Consider the following 17,891-nt stretch of genomic DNA (forward strand, 5'->3'; position numbering starts at 1 on the left):
AAGCGATAACAAAGTATACCCAAGCTGTATTTTGTTATCGCCTGGTTGCTGCCATACTTTGCTACCCTACCTTCCATAATAAACTATACTTCATTTTAGTTTAAATAAAGGATTGTGGCTTACAAACAAAGCTTTACACATAAGGTGCCTGCCTCAGGCATATTTTAATATATGTTATACCATTAAACAGTTGCACCATACTTATTTTTTTTAGTAATTTACTCTCCCATTCAAAGGCTTAAAGTATACCCGAGCATGCACCTAGTAGATAATAAACTATCATCTGATCTAACGCTTGTTTTTAGAGCTATGCCAGGTTTATACTTGCTCCTAACCTCTGATTTTGATGTACAGGATGCTACTACGGCATATACCAAATCCATTGATTTAATTCCTGAGGATATTATAGGGAAGAATATATTTAACTTGTTTACTGATAACCCACACGATTCCTATGATGCCGCAAAACATGCACTGAACACATCTTTAAATCATGTTTTGAAGTATAAAATAGCTCATACTATCCCACTTGTCCGAGTAGATCTGCCACAGCATTCAAGGCAAGGCTTTGAAGAGAAATACTGGAAAGTAATAAATACGCCTATACTGGATAGCGACGGCGACATCCTGTACATCCTCCACGAAGCCAGGGACATTACAGAGAATGTACGACAGGAACAGCTTCACCAACAGAACGAGGAACGGCTGGCCATGCTTACCAATGCGCTTCATACGGTTGCATGGGAGTACGACATCAAAAAAAATGTATTAACCTGGGATAAGCAACTGCAGCAGGTATTTGGTTATGCCCCGGAAGAAATGGAGCCAAGCAGAGCTGCTTGGGATAAACTGGTACACCCTGACGACTTTAATGCCGTGCAGCAAAGTATAGCGCAGGCTACCTCGCTGGGGCAAAAAATATGGACCGGAGAGTATAGGCTGCGAAAAGCAGATGGCACCTATGCCCACGTGCTCGACCAGGGATACTTTGTTTATGATGACCAAAACAGGCCTTCACGAACTTTCGGAACAATTATAGACTTATCGCAGAACAAACGCGCTGAAGTAGAACTAAAAGAAAGCGATGCCCGTTTCAGGCAGCTGCTCGAACACCTGCCACACATGGCCTGGACAGCAGATCCTAAAGGCAAAGTGCTATACTTTAACGACAACTGGTATAGTTACACGGGCATGGCAAAAGGCCAGACCAGCGGCTGGACCAGCGTTATCCATCCCGAAGATACCGCAGATGTGCTTACAACATGGCACGAAGCGATTTCTTCAGGCAACCTGTATGAAATGGAGTACCGCATACGCGACTGCATAAATGGTAGCTACCGTTCTTTTATTGAGCGTGGCGTACCTATGCACGACCAGAATGGCAATGTAACCCTGTGGGTGGGCACTTTTACAGATATCGAAGACCAGAAGCAATCACTTGAGAGCATACGCCTGAAAGACCAGCAACTGCAAAATATACTACAGCTTTCGCCAGCACACCTTTGCCTGCTGGAGGGGCCAAACCACATTTGCCGCTACGTGTCTCCGGGTGTGTACCGCATGTATGGCTCGCGTACTTACATTGGTAAAACTGCGCGCGAAATATGGCCGGAGTTTGAGCAGCTGGGCTTTCTGGATTTGCTGGACCAAGTATATACCCAGGGCAATGCCGCACAGCTAAGCGAACTAAATGTAATGTACGACCGCCACCAGAAAGGAGAACCTATAGAGGCTTTTTTTAATTTCAGATATCAACCCATTTTTAATGACCACGGTCTGGTAGAAGGTGTGCTGATTTCGGCAGTAGAGGTAACAGAGCTTGTGAAGGCAAAGCACAAAGCAGAGAAACTAGCGCAGGAGTTAGAACAGAAAATAAAATCAGCAAAATGATAAGGCTACGTTCTGTTGTTTTATATAAGTTACAGCACAACCAATTTCTACTTTTTTAGTTACTTCAATACAATTTGTGCGTAATTTTAGCTGTCGCAGTAGAGTCAGCAATTTATTAAATGAAAAATACACCTGTTGCCCAGCCTGACATAGATTACAGAAGTCTGTTTAAGGCACTACCTGGCTCTTTTATAGTCCTTTCCCCTGATTTTCGCATTATTGAGGCTAGTGAACATTACCTTTCCTCCACTCATACAGTTGGCAAGCAGCTAATTGGCAAATACCTGTTTGATATTTTCCCCGAGAGTGATGTTATCGAAAGATTAGGGTCAAAACAAGTTATATTAAAGTCGCTGAAGCATGTGCTGGAAAATAAAGCTGCAGATGCCATAGAGGCTTTACGTTTTGATGTAATGTTGCCTGACGGCCGTTTTGCAGAATGCTACTGGGACTTGTGCAGCAAACCTGTGTTAGATTCTTCTACAGGAGAAATACAGCATATACTTCATGAGGTGCGCGATGTAACAGAGTTGGTAAAAAAAGAGCATAAGACAACTTCCGTCCAAGCAAATTACCAGGAGATGAATGAACGCTTTGAGCGCATTGCCAAGGCTACAAGTGATGTTATCTGGGATTGGAACTTACTAACAAACCAAGTATGGTGGAACGATGGCTTTACAAGCCTTTTCGGATACTTACCATCTGAAATAGAGCCAGATGCGACCTCTTGGACCAGCAGAATACATCCTGAAGATTTAGATAGGGTTTCGCATTCTATACATCATGCTATAGAGCTTGGGGAAAACAAGTGGAACGACACCTACAGGTTTAGATGCGCTGATGGTTCTTATAAAACTATCTTTGACCAGGGATACATTATTCTAAATGAGCAAGGCCAATCAGTAAGGATGCTTGGAGCTATGCAGGATGTAACCGAAAAGGTAAAAATAGAACAGCAATTAAAAGAGCAGACAGAGTACACCCTTAAAATGTTGAACGCGCTGCCCCTTATGACTTGGACAACAACCCCAGACGGTGCCGTAAATTTTTATAGCCAGCAATGGTACGAGTACACTGGGTCTAATTTTGAGGAGATGAGAGCGTGGGGATGGTCAAATATTATACATCCGGATGATGCAGAAGAAACTGCAAGGATGTGGAAGAAATCCATTAGCACAGGCGAAACCTTTGTAGGCGAAAATCGCTGGAAAGGGAAAGATGGGAACTATAAGTGGTTTTTGGCGCGAAGTGTACCCATGCGCGATAGCAAGGGAAATATTATCATGTGGGTTGGGTCTCACACCGACATAGAAGACCAAAAGCAAATGATGGCGGCAATTGAGAGCAGCAAAGAGCGCTTTAAGATGCTTGCCGAGTCTATTCCCCATATAGTATGGAGCGGTAAGCCTGACGGTTACGTAGATTACTTTAACCAGCAATGGTACGACTACACCAAAATGACAGAGGAGGAGACATTAGGCTTAGGTTGGAGCCCTTCTTTGCATCCTGACGACCTGCAGCCTACTGTAGACGACTGGTTGTCCTCTATGCGCACCGGCCAAATGTATGAGCGGGAACTACGTCTACGCGATGCAAACACAGAAAACTACCGCTGGTTTTTGGCTAGAGCCCTGCCAATACGCGATGCTGCAGGCAATATTATAACCTGGTATGGAACCGCCACCGATATTCACGACCAAAAAGTATTGCGCGAACAGGTAGAGGCTTCTGAAAAGAAATTTCGCTTCCTGACTGAGTCTATACCGCAAATGGTTTGGAGTGCCAACCCAGACGGATACATCGATTATACCAACCACCGCTGGTTCGAGTATACTAAAATGGACGAAAACTCGCTTGGCTTTGGCTGGGCACCAGCCATACACCCCGATGAGCTTGACAGCTTGATGAGCACTTGGTTAAATTGTGTAGCTACCGGTGAGAAATTAGAGTTTCAGGTTCGTTTCCAGGATACGGAGGCAAAGACTTACCGTTGGTTCCTGTTACGCGCTGAACCCATGTATAACGATAAAAAAGAAATTGTAAAGTGGTTTGGCACCGCCACCGACATACACGACCAAAGGCTATTGCAGGAGCAGCTACAGGAGTCTGAGCAAAAGTTTAGATTTTTAACAGAATCTATTCCGCAAATGGTTTGGACTGCCAACGCTGATGGCGCTGTTGACTATTTTAATAACCGATGGATAAACTATACCGGTTTAAGTCTTGAAGAAAGCCTGGGGCCGGAAGCATGGCTAAAAGTACTCCACCCGGATGATGTTGAAATGGCCTTAAATCGCTGGCTGCACTCAGTACACACTGGTGATTATTATGAAATTGAGTACCGTATCAGGAGTAGTTTTAGTAGCTCATATCGGTGGTTTTTGGGCCAGGGGCTGCCTATGCGTGATAATGAGGGCAACGTTACCAAGTGGTTTGGAACCTGCACCGATATTGAGGACCATAAGAAAGCTGAAGAAGAACTGCTGGAGAAAAACATTGAACTGGAGCGCACCAACCAGGACCTGGATAGCTTTGTGTATACCGCCTCTCACGACCTTAAACTTCCAATCTTGAATATGGCTGGCATTTTTGAGGAGCTTACCCGTGTAGCTGAGTTTAAAGATCCTGATGCTCCTAAAATGATTAACATGTTTAACAGGTCGCTTCACCAGATACAGAACACAATCGATGAGCTGTCTGAAGTGGTTAAAGTGCAGAAAGCAGGCAGGAAAGAACTAGAGTACCTGGATCTGCAAGCTATAACCCAGGATGTACTGGAGAACCTGCAACACCATATAGAAGGCACACAGGCAAGTATAACTACTAACTTTTCAGCTGCGCCTTATTTATACTTCACCCGCCCAGGCCTTAAAAGCATACTTTACAACCTGATTAGCAACGCTATCAAGTATAAATCAAACGAAAAGCCTCCTGTTATACACCTTAACACTAAAATAAAAGATAACTTTGTAGAGCTGCAGGTTTCAGACAATGGGATTGGCTTAGATTTAAGCAAACACCATAATAAGTTGTTCCAGATGTTCAGGCGGTTTCATAATCATGTAAACGGTTCCGGGCTTGGCTTGTACATTGTAAACAGGCTGCTAACTAACCAGGGAGGTTATATAAATATTGAAAGCCAGCTAAACAAAGGCACTACATTTTACTTATACTTTAAACAGAAGAAGGCCTAACCACACATAGTAACATGACAAAATCAGTTAAATCAATTCTGCTGATCGACGACGATGAAACAACCAACTACCTAAACCACAGGCTATTAACACGCATGCAGGTAGCTGAGGATATTAGAGTGGTAACTAATGGCGAAGAAGCCCTTCAGTACCTGGAAAAGGCATTTGCCGACGATCCGGAGTACCCTAGGCCGCAGCTTATTCTTGTGGATATTAAAATGTCTGTGATGGATGGTTTTGAATTTTTAGAAGAATATCAGAAACTTGACAACAGTCATAAAGACCAGATCGTTATGCTGATGCTAACTTCATCCGCAAGCTTTTACGACCTTGAAAAGTTAAAGCAGTTTCCGGATGTGCGCCGGCATTACTCCAAGCCTCTTACAGAAGGCGATGTACGTGATATCATGAATGAGTACTTTTAAGTAACGTATAAACTCAACACTAGTATGGCGGCGGCACACTTACAAAAGTGTGGCGCCGCTTTTTATTTACCCCCTATTTTGCATACGTCCTTTTACTGTTGTTATCAACTCTGATTCAAGGCATTACTTCGTTATATTTAACAATAGCCTCTGTAATATCGTACATAATAAACCCGCACACTGCGGGGTTTGAAGAGTAACACCTAAGAAAAGGATAAAGCAATGACAAACGCAGGAAACTATAGAGGCCAGGGAGAAGAGAACTGGCGCATGGGAAATAAATCACCCGAACAGGAAAGGGAACATCAAAAGCGTTACGGCTACCGTGGCAGCAGCACCCACAACGACAAGCAGTGGGACGAAGGCAACTACTTTCACACAGGACCCAGCCCGCGCGGCGCACAGGATACTCCAGAGAAACGCTACGGCGAAAGCTATCATCACGATAGAAACAAAACATATGCCCGGGAGCGCAACGCGCAGTTAGGCGAGCACTATGGCAGCAAGCCAGAAAGCCCATACCGTAACGAACGCTCTTACCTGGACCACGGCCAGGGATACCAGCACAGCGACATGCATACTATGCGCAGGCCGCATACGCCAGGCGGTTCTTTGCAGGGAAATACATCAGATGTAAACGATAACCCGAACGACATCTGGCGTGACAGCCCCGACAGCCGCAGCCGTTACAAAGAAACCGACTTTCGATACGGTAGCGGCTCCCACAACTGGTATAGAGAAGGACGTTATACATCAGATGAAAACCCGAACAGGGACAACCGCGGTTTTATGGACCGTGTAAAAGACACCTGGAACGATATCTGGCATTCTGACGACCCGGAGTACCGCCCACGTTACCAGCACCAGAGCGCCGCAGATCGTGTAGATTCTCATAAGCGCTATGGCTCTGAACCTTACCGCGACAGGCGCTTTGACAGAGGATACGAAGGCGGACCACGCTGGGCCGACGAAGTAGACTCTGGAGAGGATAATTATTACAATGATACAGATTACAAAAAACGATATCAGCGGTAGTTCGTATAAAGACCAGATTAGGTAGATTTGGTAGTAGATTAGTTTTAGTTAGTGAAACAAAGCCGGCCATACAAGCCGGCTTTGTTGTTTTCATAACTCATATAAACATTTCTTTCAAACCTACTGACTATCAGCCCGTAAATTCAGGGTAGGAGCATTTGCAATTAATCCAATCACCTAACTGACACGCTATGCATTACGACGAAAACGACCCAAGACATCCGCACCACAGAAATAGACACCACCGGCACGAAAGGCATCACCCAAGGCATCACGAAGAGCATTTTCAGGACTTCAGGAGCCGCTGGGGTGAACCTGAGCCTTTAATACACTTAAACCATCAGAACAGACATTTACACGATGCCGGCCAACAGGAATACGAAAAGCACTACCGGCACCAGGACGAAGAATGGCATGACCCTCGCCACAACCGTTTTGAGCACCAGGAGCCTCCTATCTGGCGCCAGCAGGATGTGTATTTTGATAGAAACAACCAGCGTGCGGATAACCGCTGGCAGGAAGAAAAACCGCATATGATGCCACCACCACAACACCCGGATTGGGAACTCAGGCGCCACCCACGTGATGAGCGACGGGATGAACGAAACCACTGAGTGCAACATATCCCATAGGGCAAAGGGCCAGAGGGTTTTAAGTCTCTGGTCCTTTGCTATTATGCTTTATTAAAAATGCTTCCGGATACCAAACCCCAACGATATAAGCTCCGGCAACCCAGGCACCAGGTTAACTGAAATGTCTGTATTATTGTTGAGCTCATAATTATACTCAAACTCGCCGCCATACCAGTAAAATTTGTGTTGCCATGTGCCGCTGCGTTTAAAATAACCGTCGTCTTGGTATCCCTCTAGTCTGTTCCAGTCCTGGCGGTACACTAAGGTAGGTCCGAAGCCGCCGTTAACTGAATGCCGGTTACTCCGGAAGATTATACCACGCCACCCCAGGTGGGTAAAACCCGCCAGCTGGCCAGCACAATCGGCATATAAACCCTGCTCTACCCGCACACTAATGGCATCGCGTACCACAAAACGTTCGTAACCCGCTATTGCTCCATAGTTAAAGGTAGCGTAGCCTTTCTGGTCTAACCTGTTAGGAAATATCTCTGGGTAAGGGCTCTCTTTAAGGTGCATCGAAAACCCGAAAAACTTTAGGGTGAAGGTATTTTTGAACATAGCTGTCTCCTGTGCCTCTGCTACTGGCTTAAACCAGCAAAGCGCACTTACCATCAGCCATATCTTCCAGTACTTACACATTGCATTTATACTTTTTAACGGTTTGCGACCGCTACTCCTTTGGTATACTTCGTACCTTTGTAGTTTATATTACTATACTATGGAGGCACTGGAAAGTTTGTTGCAGCAGGTTCGTGCCTGTCGCATTTGCGAAGAACACCTGCCCTTGGGACCACGGCCCGTGCTGGCAGCCAGCACAACTGCCAAGTTGCTGATTGTGGGGCAGGCGCCTGGCACCAAAGTACATGCCAGTGGCAAACCCTGGGACGACCAAAGCGGAAAGCGCCTGCGCCAGTGGCTGGATATGGACGCAGATATGTTCTACGACAGTTCTCAGGTGGCCATAATACCGATGGGTTTCTGTTACCCTGGTAAGGGCAAAAGCGGCGATTTGCCTCCGCGTCCCGAATGTGCCCGGCACTGGCACCAGAACCTGCTGGCCCTGTTACCTAATATTCAATTCACATTACTTATCGGTAAGTATGCCCAGGATTATTTTTTAGGAAAGTCAGTAAAGAGCAACCTTACAGAAACCGTAAGCAATTGGCATGAGTATCTGCCAAAATACATGCCTATGCCACACCCCTCGCCCCTGAATCATTTTTGGCAAAGGCGCAACCCGTGGTTTGAGGCCGATGCAGTGCCCGCGCTGCAAACACTGATAAAAGATTTGTTTAAGAACACGTAAATCTTCTATTTTAGCTACTGTAAACTGCCTAACGCTATACACATGATCAACTACCCGAGCAGCAAACTACCAGATATTGGCAATAGCATTTTCTCAGTGATGTCTGGGTTGGCAAACGAGCACAAAGCCATTAACCTGTCGCAGGGATTTCCGGATTTTAATTGCCCTGAACCGCTTATGCAGCTTGTTACAAAATACATGCACGAAGGCTTTAACCAATATGCTCCGATGCCGGGCATGCCCCAACTGCGCGGTAAGATCAGCCTTAAAACAGAAAAAGTATACGACTACCTGCCCAACCCCGATACAGAGATTACAGTTACCTCCGGTGCCACCGAGGCACTGAACGCGGCCATTACAGCCGTAGTAAAACCCGGCGTTGAGGTAATTGTGCTGGAACCATGCTACGACTCTTATGTGCCTGCTATTCGCTTATGCGGCGGCACACCAATATTTGTACCCCTTACGCTACCAGACTTTAGCGTAGACTGGGATCTGGTTAAGAAGTGTATCTCGTCGCGGACAAGGCTTATTATTATAAATACTCCGCACAACCCAACCGGCGCAGTAATGACTAAGCAGGACCTGGACACACTGGCAAGTATAACCGACGGCACCGACATACTGGTAATAAGCGACGAAGTATACGAACACATGGTATTTGACGGGCAGCAGCACAACAGCGTGTTACAGCACCCAGCCCTGCGCGAACGAAGCTTTGTGATATCATCTTTTGGCAAGACCTACCATACCACCGGCTGGAAAATTGGGTATGCCGTAGCTCCTGCACCCCTCACTACAGAGCTACGAAAGATGCACCAGTTTATCACCTTCTGCTCTGTTACGCCGCTGCAACTGGCCATAGCCGATTTTATGGATAACGAGGCACACTACCAGGAACTCCCGGACTTTTACCAGACCAAGCGCGATTATTTTTGCGAACAGCTAAAAGGCAGCCGCTTAGAGATTTTGCCGGCAGCAGGCACCTATTTTCAGCTGGCAAAGTATGATAACATCTCTGATGAATATGACCTGGACTTTGCAAAACGACTCACTACAGAAACTGGTGTAGCTGCTATTCCTGTATCTGCTTTTTATCATAACAAAACAGACAACAAATACCTGCGCTTCTGCTTTGCAAAAAGTGAAGATGCATTGAGAGCCGCTGGAGAGAAACTGTCCAGGATCTAACTGGCGATTGTTAGTTCTTAGAGCACCGTTTAGTCCTTTAGCTGACAGGACGCAAAAATTGCGTCTCTACATTACCCAATAACGAATAACGAGTAACAAACAACGATAATGGATCTTCGTGTAACGATTGTACAAACTGAGCTGCACTGGCAAGATGCTGAGGCTAACCGGAGTATGTTCTCTGAGAAGCTTGCTGCCGCTGCACCTGCTACAGACCTGATTGTGTTGCCTGAGATGTTCACAACCGGATTTAGCATGAACGCCGCAGGATTGGCCGAGGAAGCAGAAGGACCAACTTTAACCTGGATGCAGCAGGAAGCTAAAAAGTATAATGCGGTAATAACCGGAAGCGTGATGGTAAAAGAAGGAGACCTATACTTTAACCGTTTGTATTGGGTACGCCCCGACGGCAGCTATGCAAAGTACGATAAAAAGCACTTATTCCGGATGGCAAAAGAACACCATACTTATGCACCTGGGCAAGATCGCCTGGTGGTAGAGCTGAATGGCTGGAAAGTTTGCCCGCTGGTATGCTATGATCTTCGTTTCCCGGTGTGGAGCCGCAACAGCAACAATACCTACGACCTGATGCTTTATGTTGCCAACTGGCCAAAAGTACGCAACCAACCCTGGCGCATTTTACTGCAGGCCCGAGCCATCGAAAACCTGGCGTATGTTGTGGGCGTGAACAGGGTAGGTACCGACGGCAATAACCACCCCTACTCCGGCGACTCGGCCATAATTCACCCAAAAGGCCATCGTTTACTGGAGACAAGTGAAGTAGAGGGTATACATACTTTAACGCTAAGCAAAAAAGAACTGGAAAATTTCAGAGAGGCTTTTCCGGCACACCTCGATGCGGATGCATTTACCCTGCTGTAGAGACTTAATACTTTGCGCGTCTTCTGCTGCGAATTATAATATGCTGGCTATTGGCGTAGACGCTCACAGGTCTGAATCAGGATTTTCATGATAAATAGGATACACAGGATTGCTTTCAATAGCGGCCTTGACCTCCTCTTTTTACTAGGACCGTTTCATTCTGATAAAAAGAGGTCAAAAACCTCTGTCATTCTGTAAAGAATAAAAGAGAATGAAACGGCCCTGCCCTTTTTACATTCGCATTTTTCTGGGTTGGCATATAACCTGTGCTCCAGAAAAAGTTTCTAGTTGCTCTGAAAAAACTCCTGAGCTTCCGGCACTACTTCCTCCTCTGCTACAACTTTATATTTTAAATTTTGCCTTGCACTGAGCATCCGCTGTAACCTGGCCTGCGCCCCTTGTAGTAACACCAACCTTTCAGGCTTTTCCAGAAACAACTCCTCTAGCAGCGGCATTAGTGCACTTAAGTCTGTTATACTTTCGTCTGCTTTTATGACTACTACAGCCTGTGCAGCATCACGCAGTAACTGAAGTGCGTAGCGCTGCACCAATTCCCCTGATTTGGTATCCATATCAAGTATAGCCACTTGTGGCAGGGCAGCTTTTACCTGTTCCAGGAGCGGTTGCCTGTATGTTGCCGGGGTGGCCAGGTTAAAGTATAAAAATGCCTGCATTACTGTACCACCAGTTTAGCAGAAGTATGACCTCCTTTTTTAGATGTTGCTCTGATAATATACATGCCTGCTTTAAAGTTTCGCAACGGCAACGTATGGCTCCTGCTAAACACATTATTGCTTTGGTATACTTTGCGGCCAATGGCATCATACACCTGAAGTATAACTGGCTCAGAGGCCCTCACGGAAACCACATCGCGTTGTGTTTTATCACTTGGGTTAGGATACACTTCCAGCTTTACACCTGCATCAGGTCCCTGGGCTACAGCCATGTTGCCAGCCGTTTGCTCGAGCAAGTATAAACCACCTCCCTGCGAGCCAACTATAAAGTATAGTTTATTTTCGCCACCCAGTGGAGCCACAGTTATACTTAAGCCTTTGCCAAATTGGGTAGCCTGTAAACCTTGGGTAAGCACATTCTCGAGTACCTGCGTTTCGGCGGTAAAGGTGCCTGTAAGGTTGCTGGTAAAATTGCGGTAAATCCTAAGAGCACCGCTGTCGTCTACGGTTATCAGATCCGGGTTGCCATTGCCGTCTACATCTGTTACTGTGGGGTGCAGGGTTCTTCTTATTGTATTAAAACCTATGCCACCTAGGGCATTGCTTTCTAAAGTATAAACCGCATTGGAAGCTGTACCTGTGTTCCGGTAAAAAGCGATGCTGCCGTCTTTCATACCAAGCAACAGGTCCAGGTCACCGTCATCATCTACATCTGCAAGGGCAGGGTTAGCGCCATCCGGTATACTTTGGAGCGTTTTAACATCGGCAGAATTAAAAACAGCCGCCTGACCATTTGCAGCTTTGTTAGGTATAAAACTGATGCGGTTAGTACCTGCTTTTAACTCTTTATAGGTAAGTATGAGGTCTGGCAGGTTATCTCCGTTTACATCGGCAAAGGCCGGTTTTAAAGCAAATAATTGCAGGCTATTCAGGTTAAGGTAATCATCGGTTACCAGCTCAAAAGCAGGTGCTGTGGCGGTGCCTGTGTTGCGGTAAAAGCTGATAGAGGCACTATACAGGTTATTACGATACGAGGCATGGTTGCCTACCAGCATATCCAGGTCGCCGTCGCCATCCAGGTCGGCAAAGGCCGGGAAAGCACCTTCGCTCAGGTCTATCATCTGGTTTTGCAGGAAATCGTTCTGCACGTAATCAAATGTTGGCCTGTTGGCTGCGCCGCTGTTTTTGTATAGCCAGGTAGAGGCCTTGAAATCCATGTTCCAGATATTGTCGGTTACCTGTGGCGCCACCAGCATGTCGGGTATTCCATCAAATGTCACATCTTCGTAGTAAGCAGCCGGAAACACAGCAAAGGAGGCCGGTTTAGCAGCGGGGAATGCAGGTGTAAAGCCAGTCATTACGGCATTCCCGGCGGTTCCCTGGTTCTCCATCAGCACCAGGTTATTGCATTGCACAGCACCCATTATAAGGTCTTTGTCACCGTCAGCATCCATGTCTATCAGCAGCAGCGACGATCCGTTGTGGCCCGAATGCAATGGCGCAGCTACGCGGCAATAAGCACTGAACAGGAAATTGTTACACCCATCACACTCCGTAATGCGCCCCCACCAGTCTGTTTGCTGCACGAACTGCATCGTGCCACAGGCCAGCCCCTGCTCTGCCTGCACATTGCGGTAAAGCTCCAGCGTTTTGCCCACAGAGAACTCCGCTATCAGCACATCCAGGTCACCGTCGCCGTCTATGTCTGTAATGGCCGGCACATCGGTGCCTGTCATCTGCATGTTTACACGGTTGCTGTTGTAGTACAGGGCACTTTCAGATAAGGTAAATTTGAGTTGACCATTCGTGGCTGGTTCCTGTTTAAATACCCTGATGCCAAGTGGCGTGCTGGTAAAAATATCTTTCAACCCGTCGCAGTTATAGTCGCGCAGCAGCACCCAGTTCTCCAGATCAGCAGGAAAGAATACTTCATACTTTGGCGCATATGTATACTTCCACTGGCCGTTTTGCTGCACCGCCAGCCAGGTATATACTTTACGCAGTTGCCTGTCGAAAATAAACAGGTCTTCCTGGCCATCTTTGTTCAGGTCTATAGTAGAAAACTGGGGCGTGTTAAGGCCGCCGCTCCAGGGGTCGGATAGCTGTTTACCGGCAACAGTAACAGGAATATCATGCCGCAGCCGGAACTGTAGCGGCTCTGGTTCCTGTGCTATACTTTGGGCCGCAGCAAGCAATAAAAGCAGAAGGGCGTACAGGTGTTTCATCTTATAGGTAGCATGCTGCAGACAAGTATAAATTAACCTGCTTGCAACGGTTTTGTTCTCTGTGTTTAGTGTTTGATGATTTGGATGTATATTGCCATCAAAGAAGCAAGCTATACTCTAAACGTATACACTAGTCTTTACAGCATCTTATTACAATAAAATTACACATTTCATGCAGAACAGCATTGAATATCTATACGATAAATACCTGGAGTGCCGCCACTTAAGCACCGACTCCCGCGCCGAGCAGAACCAAAGTATGTTTTTTGCCCTGAACGGCCCCAATTTTAAAGGTGCAAAGTTTGCAACCATGGCCCTGGAAAAAGGCGCTAAGTATGCCGTAGTAGATGACCCAAGCATGGCTGCTGACAATGTATTTGTGGTAGAAGACACACTACAGGCGCTACAAGACCTGGCCCGCTACCACCGCAAACAGCTAAGTATACCTGTTATCGGCATTACAGGCAGCAACGGCAAAACCACAACCAAAGAGCTTATCTATACAGTGCTGAGCCAGAAGTTTAATACGCTTTACACGCAAGGCAACCTGAACAACCATATTGGGGTTCCGCTTACGCTGCTTCGCATTACCCCGGAGCACGAGATGGCGATTATCGAAATGGGTGCCAACCATATTGGGGAGATCGCTTTACTCAGCAGCATTGCCCTGCCAACGCACGGCATGATCACGAATATCGGCAAGGCACACCTGGAAGGGTTTGGCAGCTTGGAAGGCGTGGCACGCGGCAAAAGCGAACTGTACCTGCACCTGGATGCCCACCACGGAACCGTGTTTATTAACACCGGCAACGAGCACCTGATGCGCATGAGCCGCCGCATACAAAATAAAGTAACTTACCCAGGGCCTGAGGATTTTTACCATTCTGAGTTGCTGGAGGCATCGCCTTACGTGGTGTACAAGGATGAAGAAGACAATACAGTAAACACCCAACTGGTAGGCAGTTACAACTACGAGAACATGGCCGCAGCCGCCTGCATCGGTAAATACTTTGGCGTACCGCTTAGCAAAGCCAACGAAGCCATTGCCAACTACAGCCCGGTAAATAACCGCTCACAGGTAATCCACAAAGGCAGCAATACTATTTTACTGGATGCCTACAATGCTAACCCAACCTCCATGGCTGCTGCCGTACGCAACTTTGGCAGTATGACTGCGCCGCACAAAGTGGTTATATTGGGTGATATGTTTGAAATGGGATCAGAAAGTGCCGCTGAGCACAAAGCCTTAGGCGAAGTAGTAGCAGAACAGCAAATAGACAAGGTGCTTCTTTGCGGAAAAGACATGCAGTATGCCGCCGGGGTAAATGATAGTTTTTTACACTTTGAAACCAAGCCTGAACTACAGCAATGGCTGCAAGACCACCCGGTATCAGATAGCTACGTGCTGGTAAAAGGCTCAAGGGGCATGGGACTGGAAACGCTGTTGGAGGTGCTGTAGACTGGTAATTAAGGGGATTTTATTGATTAATGTGATTTTCAGTAGACCTTATAGTTACAGATAATTTTCATCATAAACTTTACAACTAAAAAAGAGGCACAAATTGTTGTGCCTCTTTTTTGATTTATGATTTCATGCTAATCAGTCAAATCCACCTTAATCTGCGGTTAAGACAATAATCCCACCTAATCAATAAAATCCCCTTAATCACCGGTCTTTAATCTGTGGTCCTGGAATGGCGAATTAAACTGCGTAATTACTGGCAATATCTCATCCTTCGGCGACACCAGCGGATTTTCTATACCCCACTCTATACCCAAAGCCGGGTCGTTCCACAACAAGCCACCTTCTGCAGAAGGCGTATAAAAATCGGTACACTTGTAGAGGAAAGTAGTGTTATCTTCTAAAGCTACAAAGCCATGTGCAAAGCCTGCCGGTATCCAGAACTGGTTATGCTTTTCGGAGTCCAGTAAACAAGTAACGTGCTGCCCGTAAGTAGGTGATCCTTTACGCAGATCTACAGCCACATCCAGTGCTTTACCAGTAGATACCCTAACCAACTTGCCCTGCGCATGCGGCGGCTTCTGGAAGTGCAGCCCGCGCAAAACGCCTTTCATTGAAACAGACTGATTGTCCTGCACAAAGATTGGGTTAATGCCGAATGGCTCAAACCACTTCTGGCTGAAAGTCTCCAAAAAGTATCCGCGATCATCTCTAAAAACGCGGGGCTTAAACTCGATCAACCCCTCTATGTGGTAAAGTGTGTGGTCCATGTATGGTTAATGTGCTAATTGCTTAATGTGGTAATATGTTATTGTTGTATGGTTAAATCAAATCGTGCTAATCCCAAAATTCCCATTAACCTGTGGTTAAGACGTTATACTTTAACCTGCCTGCTTACTTCCTCGATAGCATGCAGGTATTTTTGTATTACAATGCGGTCATCAAAACGGGTAATGGCTATATGGCGACTTTCATTTCCCATCTGCTCCAATTCCGCATCGCTCAATGAGAGCATCTGCAACATTTTTTCGGACAGATCAGGGGAGCTTCGCAGTTTGCACAGGTAACCGTTTATACTTTGCTGCACTACTTCGCGGCAACCCGGCACGTTCGTAGCTATAAGCGGCTTTGCCATGGCAGCAGCCTCCAGCAACGTTCTGGGCGTGCCTTCGCGGTAAGAGGGCAACACCACGCAGTCGGCTTGGGCAATAATGCTGGCTACATCGTCGGTTGCTCCCAAGTATTCTATCACACCTGTTGCCAGCCACTCCTGCAGCTTTATGTTCTTAATGCCAGAGCGGCTTTTTTCGTCTACTTGCCCTAGCAACTGGCATTTAACATCGGGGTATTTCTCCTGAACCAACTTGCTTGCCTGCACAAACTCCACCACGCCCTTATCGTAGAGCACACGCGCCACCATCAAAAAAGCAAAAGGCTTGTTGCGTTTATACTTTTCGGCTGGCACGAACTCCTGTAAATTTATACCTGAGCCTGGCAGCACCTCGGTTAGACCTGCACGCACCAGTTTGTTGCGCAGGAAAAGGCGCCTGTCATCTTGGTTCTGGAAGAAAACTTTGGCGGGATACTTAAAAGAAAATTTATAAAGCTTAAGCGCGACACTGGAGATATAATCTTTGGTAATGAACACTGTGCCCAGGCCCGATACATTGTTGATGGCTGGTATTCCTGCCCAGTGCGCTGCAATGGCTCCGTAAATATTTGGTTTGATGGTATAATGCAGCACTACATCCGGCTTTACCTTTTTATAGGTCTGGTACAAACGCCAGATCAGCATCATGTCGGTAAAAGGGTTGGTACCCTGCTCCATCGCCACTGGCACAAACTGGCAGCCAGCCTCTACCAAACGCTTTGAGTAAGCATCTTTAGGCGCTATTGCCACCACCTCGTGCCCTTCAGCCAGCAAAGCCTTTATCAGGCTAAGCCGAAAGTTAAAGATGTTCCAGGAAGTGTTTATTACAATTGCAATCCGCATACGTGCTCTCTAGGCTCGCAAAGATAAGGTTCTTTAGAAGTATGTTTAAATTTCGTTTTGCATGAGAAAATAATTCACAAAGGATTCTGGTGTAAAACCATGAAGCCGGGTTCCTTTGTGAGCGATTTGCGGCGCAAAGTATAGATTCTACACATGCTCTCAGGTCAAAAGCTCTAAGTTAACCATTTTAGCGCCAGCATCTGAAATTTTAAACTAAATTGCGCCTTTTATCTTACAAAACACACAAACACAACACATGCAAGCAACTGTAGCTGTTCTGCACACGCACGTACTGGTGGTTATACTTTTCCTGATCCTTTTCACAGCTAAAGCCGTTATGCTTTTCCTGAACAAACACTCGCTGCTGGATAAGGCGAAGCGTTACACCAAGGCGCTGGACATGGTTTTTGGCACACTTATACTTGTTACAGGGGGATACCTTTTATACTTGTACCAGGGCATGCAGGGCTGGCTGATAATTAAAATCGTGCTGGTGCTGCTGGCTATACCTTTAGGTATTATAGGCATTAAGCGCCACAGCAAAGTACTGACAGCTTTAGCGTTACTAATATTTTTATACGTTTATGGTGTGGCCGAAACCAAAAGCCTGACCATGCGCACCCCTGGCCCTGTTACCAATGCTACCACAGACGACGACAGCTCGCCAATTACCGATGCTGCCGAGACCGGCACTGCCAACATCGATTCTAAAAACACAACAGAAGAAATGGTAGCCACCATAGCAGATGCACAGCTTGCCAATGCAAAAGCCATTTACACGCAGGTGTGTGAAACATGCCATGGCCCCGACGGCGCTAAAGGATTTGGTGGTGCCGCTAATTTAAAAGTAAGTAACTTAAGCCTTCAGGACCGTATAAACGTAGTCGAGAATGGCCGTGGCCTGATGCCGGGCTTTGGAGGCCAGCTAACAGAACAGGAGGCAGAGGCCCTTGCCGCGTATACCATGACTTTAAAGAAGTAA

Annotated in this window: 15 protein-coding genes; 10 read left to right on the plus strand and 5 right to left on the minus strand. The window is 46.5% G+C overall.

Annotation, left to right across the window (positions count from 1 at the left end; all coding sequences use genetic code 11):
- The first annotated feature begins 255 nt into the window (after positions 1-255).
- The 5 genes from K0O23_RS02565 to K0O23_RS02585 all read left to right on the plus strand — a co-directional run bounded on the left by K0O23_RS02565 (position 256) and on the right by K0O23_RS02585 (position 7,158).
- Positions 256-1,890, plus strand: coding sequence for a PAS domain-containing protein (locus tag K0O23_RS02565; RefSeq protein WP_219875831.1), 1,635 nt, complete (start codon positions 256-258; stop codon positions 1,888-1,890).
- Positions 1,891-2,009: 119 nt separating this feature from the next.
- Complete coding sequence (locus K0O23_RS02570) at positions 2,010-5,084, plus strand: PAS domain-containing protein (RefSeq protein WP_219875832.1); 3,075 nt, start codon at positions 2,010-2,012, stop codon at positions 5,082-5,084.
- A gap of 14 nt (positions 5,085-5,098) precedes the next feature.
- Entirely contained in the window at positions 5,099-5,509 is a 411-nt protein-coding gene (locus tag K0O23_RS02575) for a response regulator (protein WP_219875833.1), read from the plus strand.
- Between the two features lie 222 nt (positions 5,510-5,731).
- Positions 5,732-6,544, plus strand: a complete 813-nt coding sequence (locus K0O23_RS02580; RefSeq protein ID WP_219875834.1) for a hypothetical protein — start codon at positions 5,732-5,734, stop codon at positions 6,542-6,544.
- Between the two features lie 191 nt (positions 6,545-6,735).
- Positions 6,736-7,158, plus strand: a complete 423-nt coding sequence (locus K0O23_RS02585; RefSeq protein WP_219875835.1) for a hypothetical protein — start codon at positions 6,736-6,738, stop codon at positions 7,156-7,158.
- A gap of 69 nt (positions 7,159-7,227) precedes the next feature.
- On the opposite strand, the gene K0O23_RS02590 is transcribed toward K0O23_RS02585, so the two are convergent.
- The gene (locus K0O23_RS02590; protein WP_246596892.1) at positions 7,228-7,815 is read right to left on the minus strand and encodes a hypothetical protein; all 588 of its coding nucleotides are present in this window, start codon (positions 7,813-7,815) and stop codon (positions 7,228-7,230) included.
- A 79-nt stretch (positions 7,816-7,894) separates the two neighbouring features.
- Here K0O23_RS02590 and K0O23_RS02595 point away from each other — a divergent pair, with 79 nt between their 5' ends.
- The 3 genes from K0O23_RS02595 (at position 7,895) to K0O23_RS02605 (ending at position 10,555) form a co-directional block, all read left to right on the plus strand.
- Positions 7,895-8,482 (plus strand): uracil-DNA glycosylase family protein, encoded by a 588-nt coding sequence (locus tag K0O23_RS02595; protein ID WP_219875836.1) that lies wholly within the window; start codon positions 7,895-7,897, stop codon positions 8,480-8,482.
- Between the two features lie 42 nt (positions 8,483-8,524).
- Positions 8,525-9,673, plus strand: a complete 1,149-nt coding sequence (locus K0O23_RS02600) for a methionine aminotransferase (RefSeq protein ID WP_219875837.1) — start codon at positions 8,525-8,527, stop codon at positions 9,671-9,673.
- Positions 9,674-9,781: 108 nt separating this feature from the next.
- On the plus strand, positions 9,782-10,555 hold the full coding sequence (locus tag K0O23_RS02605) for an amidohydrolase (RefSeq protein ID WP_219875838.1): 774 nt from the start codon (positions 9,782-9,784) through the stop codon (positions 10,553-10,555).
- Positions 10,556-10,839: 284 nt separating this feature from the next.
- Here the strand turns inward: K0O23_RS02605 and K0O23_RS02610 are convergent, their stop codons facing one another.
- Positions 10,840-11,229, minus strand: a complete 390-nt coding sequence (locus tag K0O23_RS02610; RefSeq protein ID WP_219875839.1) for a hypothetical protein — start codon at positions 11,227-11,229, stop codon at positions 10,840-10,842.
- Positions 11,229-13,454 (minus strand): T9SS type A sorting domain-containing protein, encoded by a 2,226-nt coding sequence (locus K0O23_RS02615; RefSeq protein WP_219875840.1) that lies wholly within the window; start codon positions 13,452-13,454, stop codon positions 11,229-11,231. Before K0O23_RS02615 ends, K0O23_RS02610 begins: the two co-directional genes overlap by 1 nt.
- A 172-nt stretch (positions 13,455-13,626) precedes the next feature.
- Between K0O23_RS02615 and K0O23_RS02620 the strand changes: the two genes are divergently transcribed.
- Positions 13,627-14,913, plus strand: a complete 1,287-nt coding sequence (locus tag K0O23_RS02620) for a UDP-N-acetylmuramoyl-tripeptide--D-alanyl-D-alanine ligase (RefSeq protein WP_219875841.1) — start codon at positions 13,627-13,629, stop codon at positions 14,911-14,913.
- 203 nt (positions 14,914-15,116) lie between these two features.
- On the opposite strand, the gene rfbC is transcribed toward K0O23_RS02620, so the two are convergent.
- Both rfbC and K0O23_RS02630 read right to left on the minus strand, forming a co-directional pair.
- A complete protein-coding gene (gene rfbC, locus K0O23_RS02625; RefSeq protein ID WP_219875842.1) occupies positions 15,117-15,686 on the minus strand; it encodes a dTDP-4-dehydrorhamnose 3,5-epimerase in 570 nt (189 codons plus the stop codon).
- Positions 15,687-15,790: 104 nt separating this feature from the next.
- Positions 15,791-16,909 (minus strand): glycosyltransferase family 4 protein, encoded by a 1,119-nt coding sequence (locus tag K0O23_RS02630; protein WP_219875843.1) that lies wholly within the window; start codon positions 16,907-16,909, stop codon positions 15,791-15,793.
- A gap of 256 nt (positions 16,910-17,165) precedes the next feature.
- Here K0O23_RS02630 and K0O23_RS02635 point away from each other — a divergent pair, with 256 nt between their 5' ends.
- Positions 17,166-17,891: a SirB2 family protein gene (locus K0O23_RS02635; protein WP_219875844.1), complete on the plus strand. Its 726-nt coding sequence runs from the start codon at positions 17,166-17,168 to the stop codon at positions 17,889-17,891.

The organism is Pontibacter aydingkolensis (assembly GCF_019443125.1).
In the GTDB taxonomy this organism is placed as follows: domain Bacteria; phylum Bacteroidota; class Bacteroidia; order Cytophagales; family Hymenobacteraceae; genus Pontibacter; species Pontibacter aydingkolensis.

Excerpts from the sequence above, each read along its gene's own strand:
- K0O23_RS02565 (WP_219875831.1), top strand. The coding sequence starts at position 256 with ATGCACCTAGTAGATAATAAACTATCATCTGATCTAACGCTTGTTTTT.
- K0O23_RS02570 (WP_219875832.1), top strand. The coding sequence starts at position 2,010 with ATGAAAAATACACCTGTTGCCCAGCCTGACATAGATTACAGAAGTCTG.
- K0O23_RS02575 (WP_219875833.1), top strand. The coding sequence starts at position 5,099 with ATGACAAAATCAGTTAAATCAATTCTGCTGATCGACGACGATGAAACA.
- K0O23_RS02580 (WP_219875834.1), top strand. The coding sequence starts at position 5,732 with ATGACAAACGCAGGAAACTATAGAGGCCAGGGAGAAGAGAACTGGCGC.
- K0O23_RS02585 (WP_219875835.1), top strand. The coding sequence starts at position 6,736 with ATGCATTACGACGAAAACGACCCAAGACATCCGCACCACAGAAATAGA.
- K0O23_RS02590 (WP_246596892.1), bottom strand. The coding sequence starts at position 7,815 with ATGTGTAAGTACTGGAAGATATGGCTGATGGTAAGTGCGCTTTGCTGG.
- K0O23_RS02595 (WP_219875836.1), top strand. The coding sequence starts at position 7,895 with ATGGAGGCACTGGAAAGTTTGTTGCAGCAGGTTCGTGCCTGTCGCATT.
- K0O23_RS02600 (WP_219875837.1), top strand. The coding sequence starts at position 8,525 with ATGATCAACTACCCGAGCAGCAAACTACCAGATATTGGCAATAGCATT.
- K0O23_RS02605 (WP_219875838.1), top strand. The coding sequence starts at position 9,782 with ATGGATCTTCGTGTAACGATTGTACAAACTGAGCTGCACTGGCAAGAT.
- K0O23_RS02610 (WP_219875839.1), bottom strand. The coding sequence starts at position 11,229 with ATGCAGGCATTTTTATACTTTAACCTGGCCACCCCGGCAACATACAGG.
- K0O23_RS02615 (WP_219875840.1), bottom strand. The coding sequence starts at position 13,454 with ATGAAACACCTGTACGCCCTTCTGCTTTTATTGCTTGCTGCGGCCCAA.
- K0O23_RS02620 (WP_219875841.1), top strand. The coding sequence starts at position 13,627 with ATGCAGAACAGCATTGAATATCTATACGATAAATACCTGGAGTGCCGC.
- rfbC (WP_219875842.1), bottom strand. The coding sequence starts at position 15,686 with ATGGACCACACACTTTACCACATAGAGGGGTTGATCGAGTTTAAGCCC.
- K0O23_RS02630 (WP_219875843.1), bottom strand. The coding sequence starts at position 16,909 with ATGCGGATTGCAATTGTAATAAACACTTCCTGGAACATCTTTAACTTT.
- K0O23_RS02635 (WP_219875844.1), top strand. The coding sequence starts at position 17,166 with ATGCAAGCAACTGTAGCTGTTCTGCACACGCACGTACTGGTGGTTATA.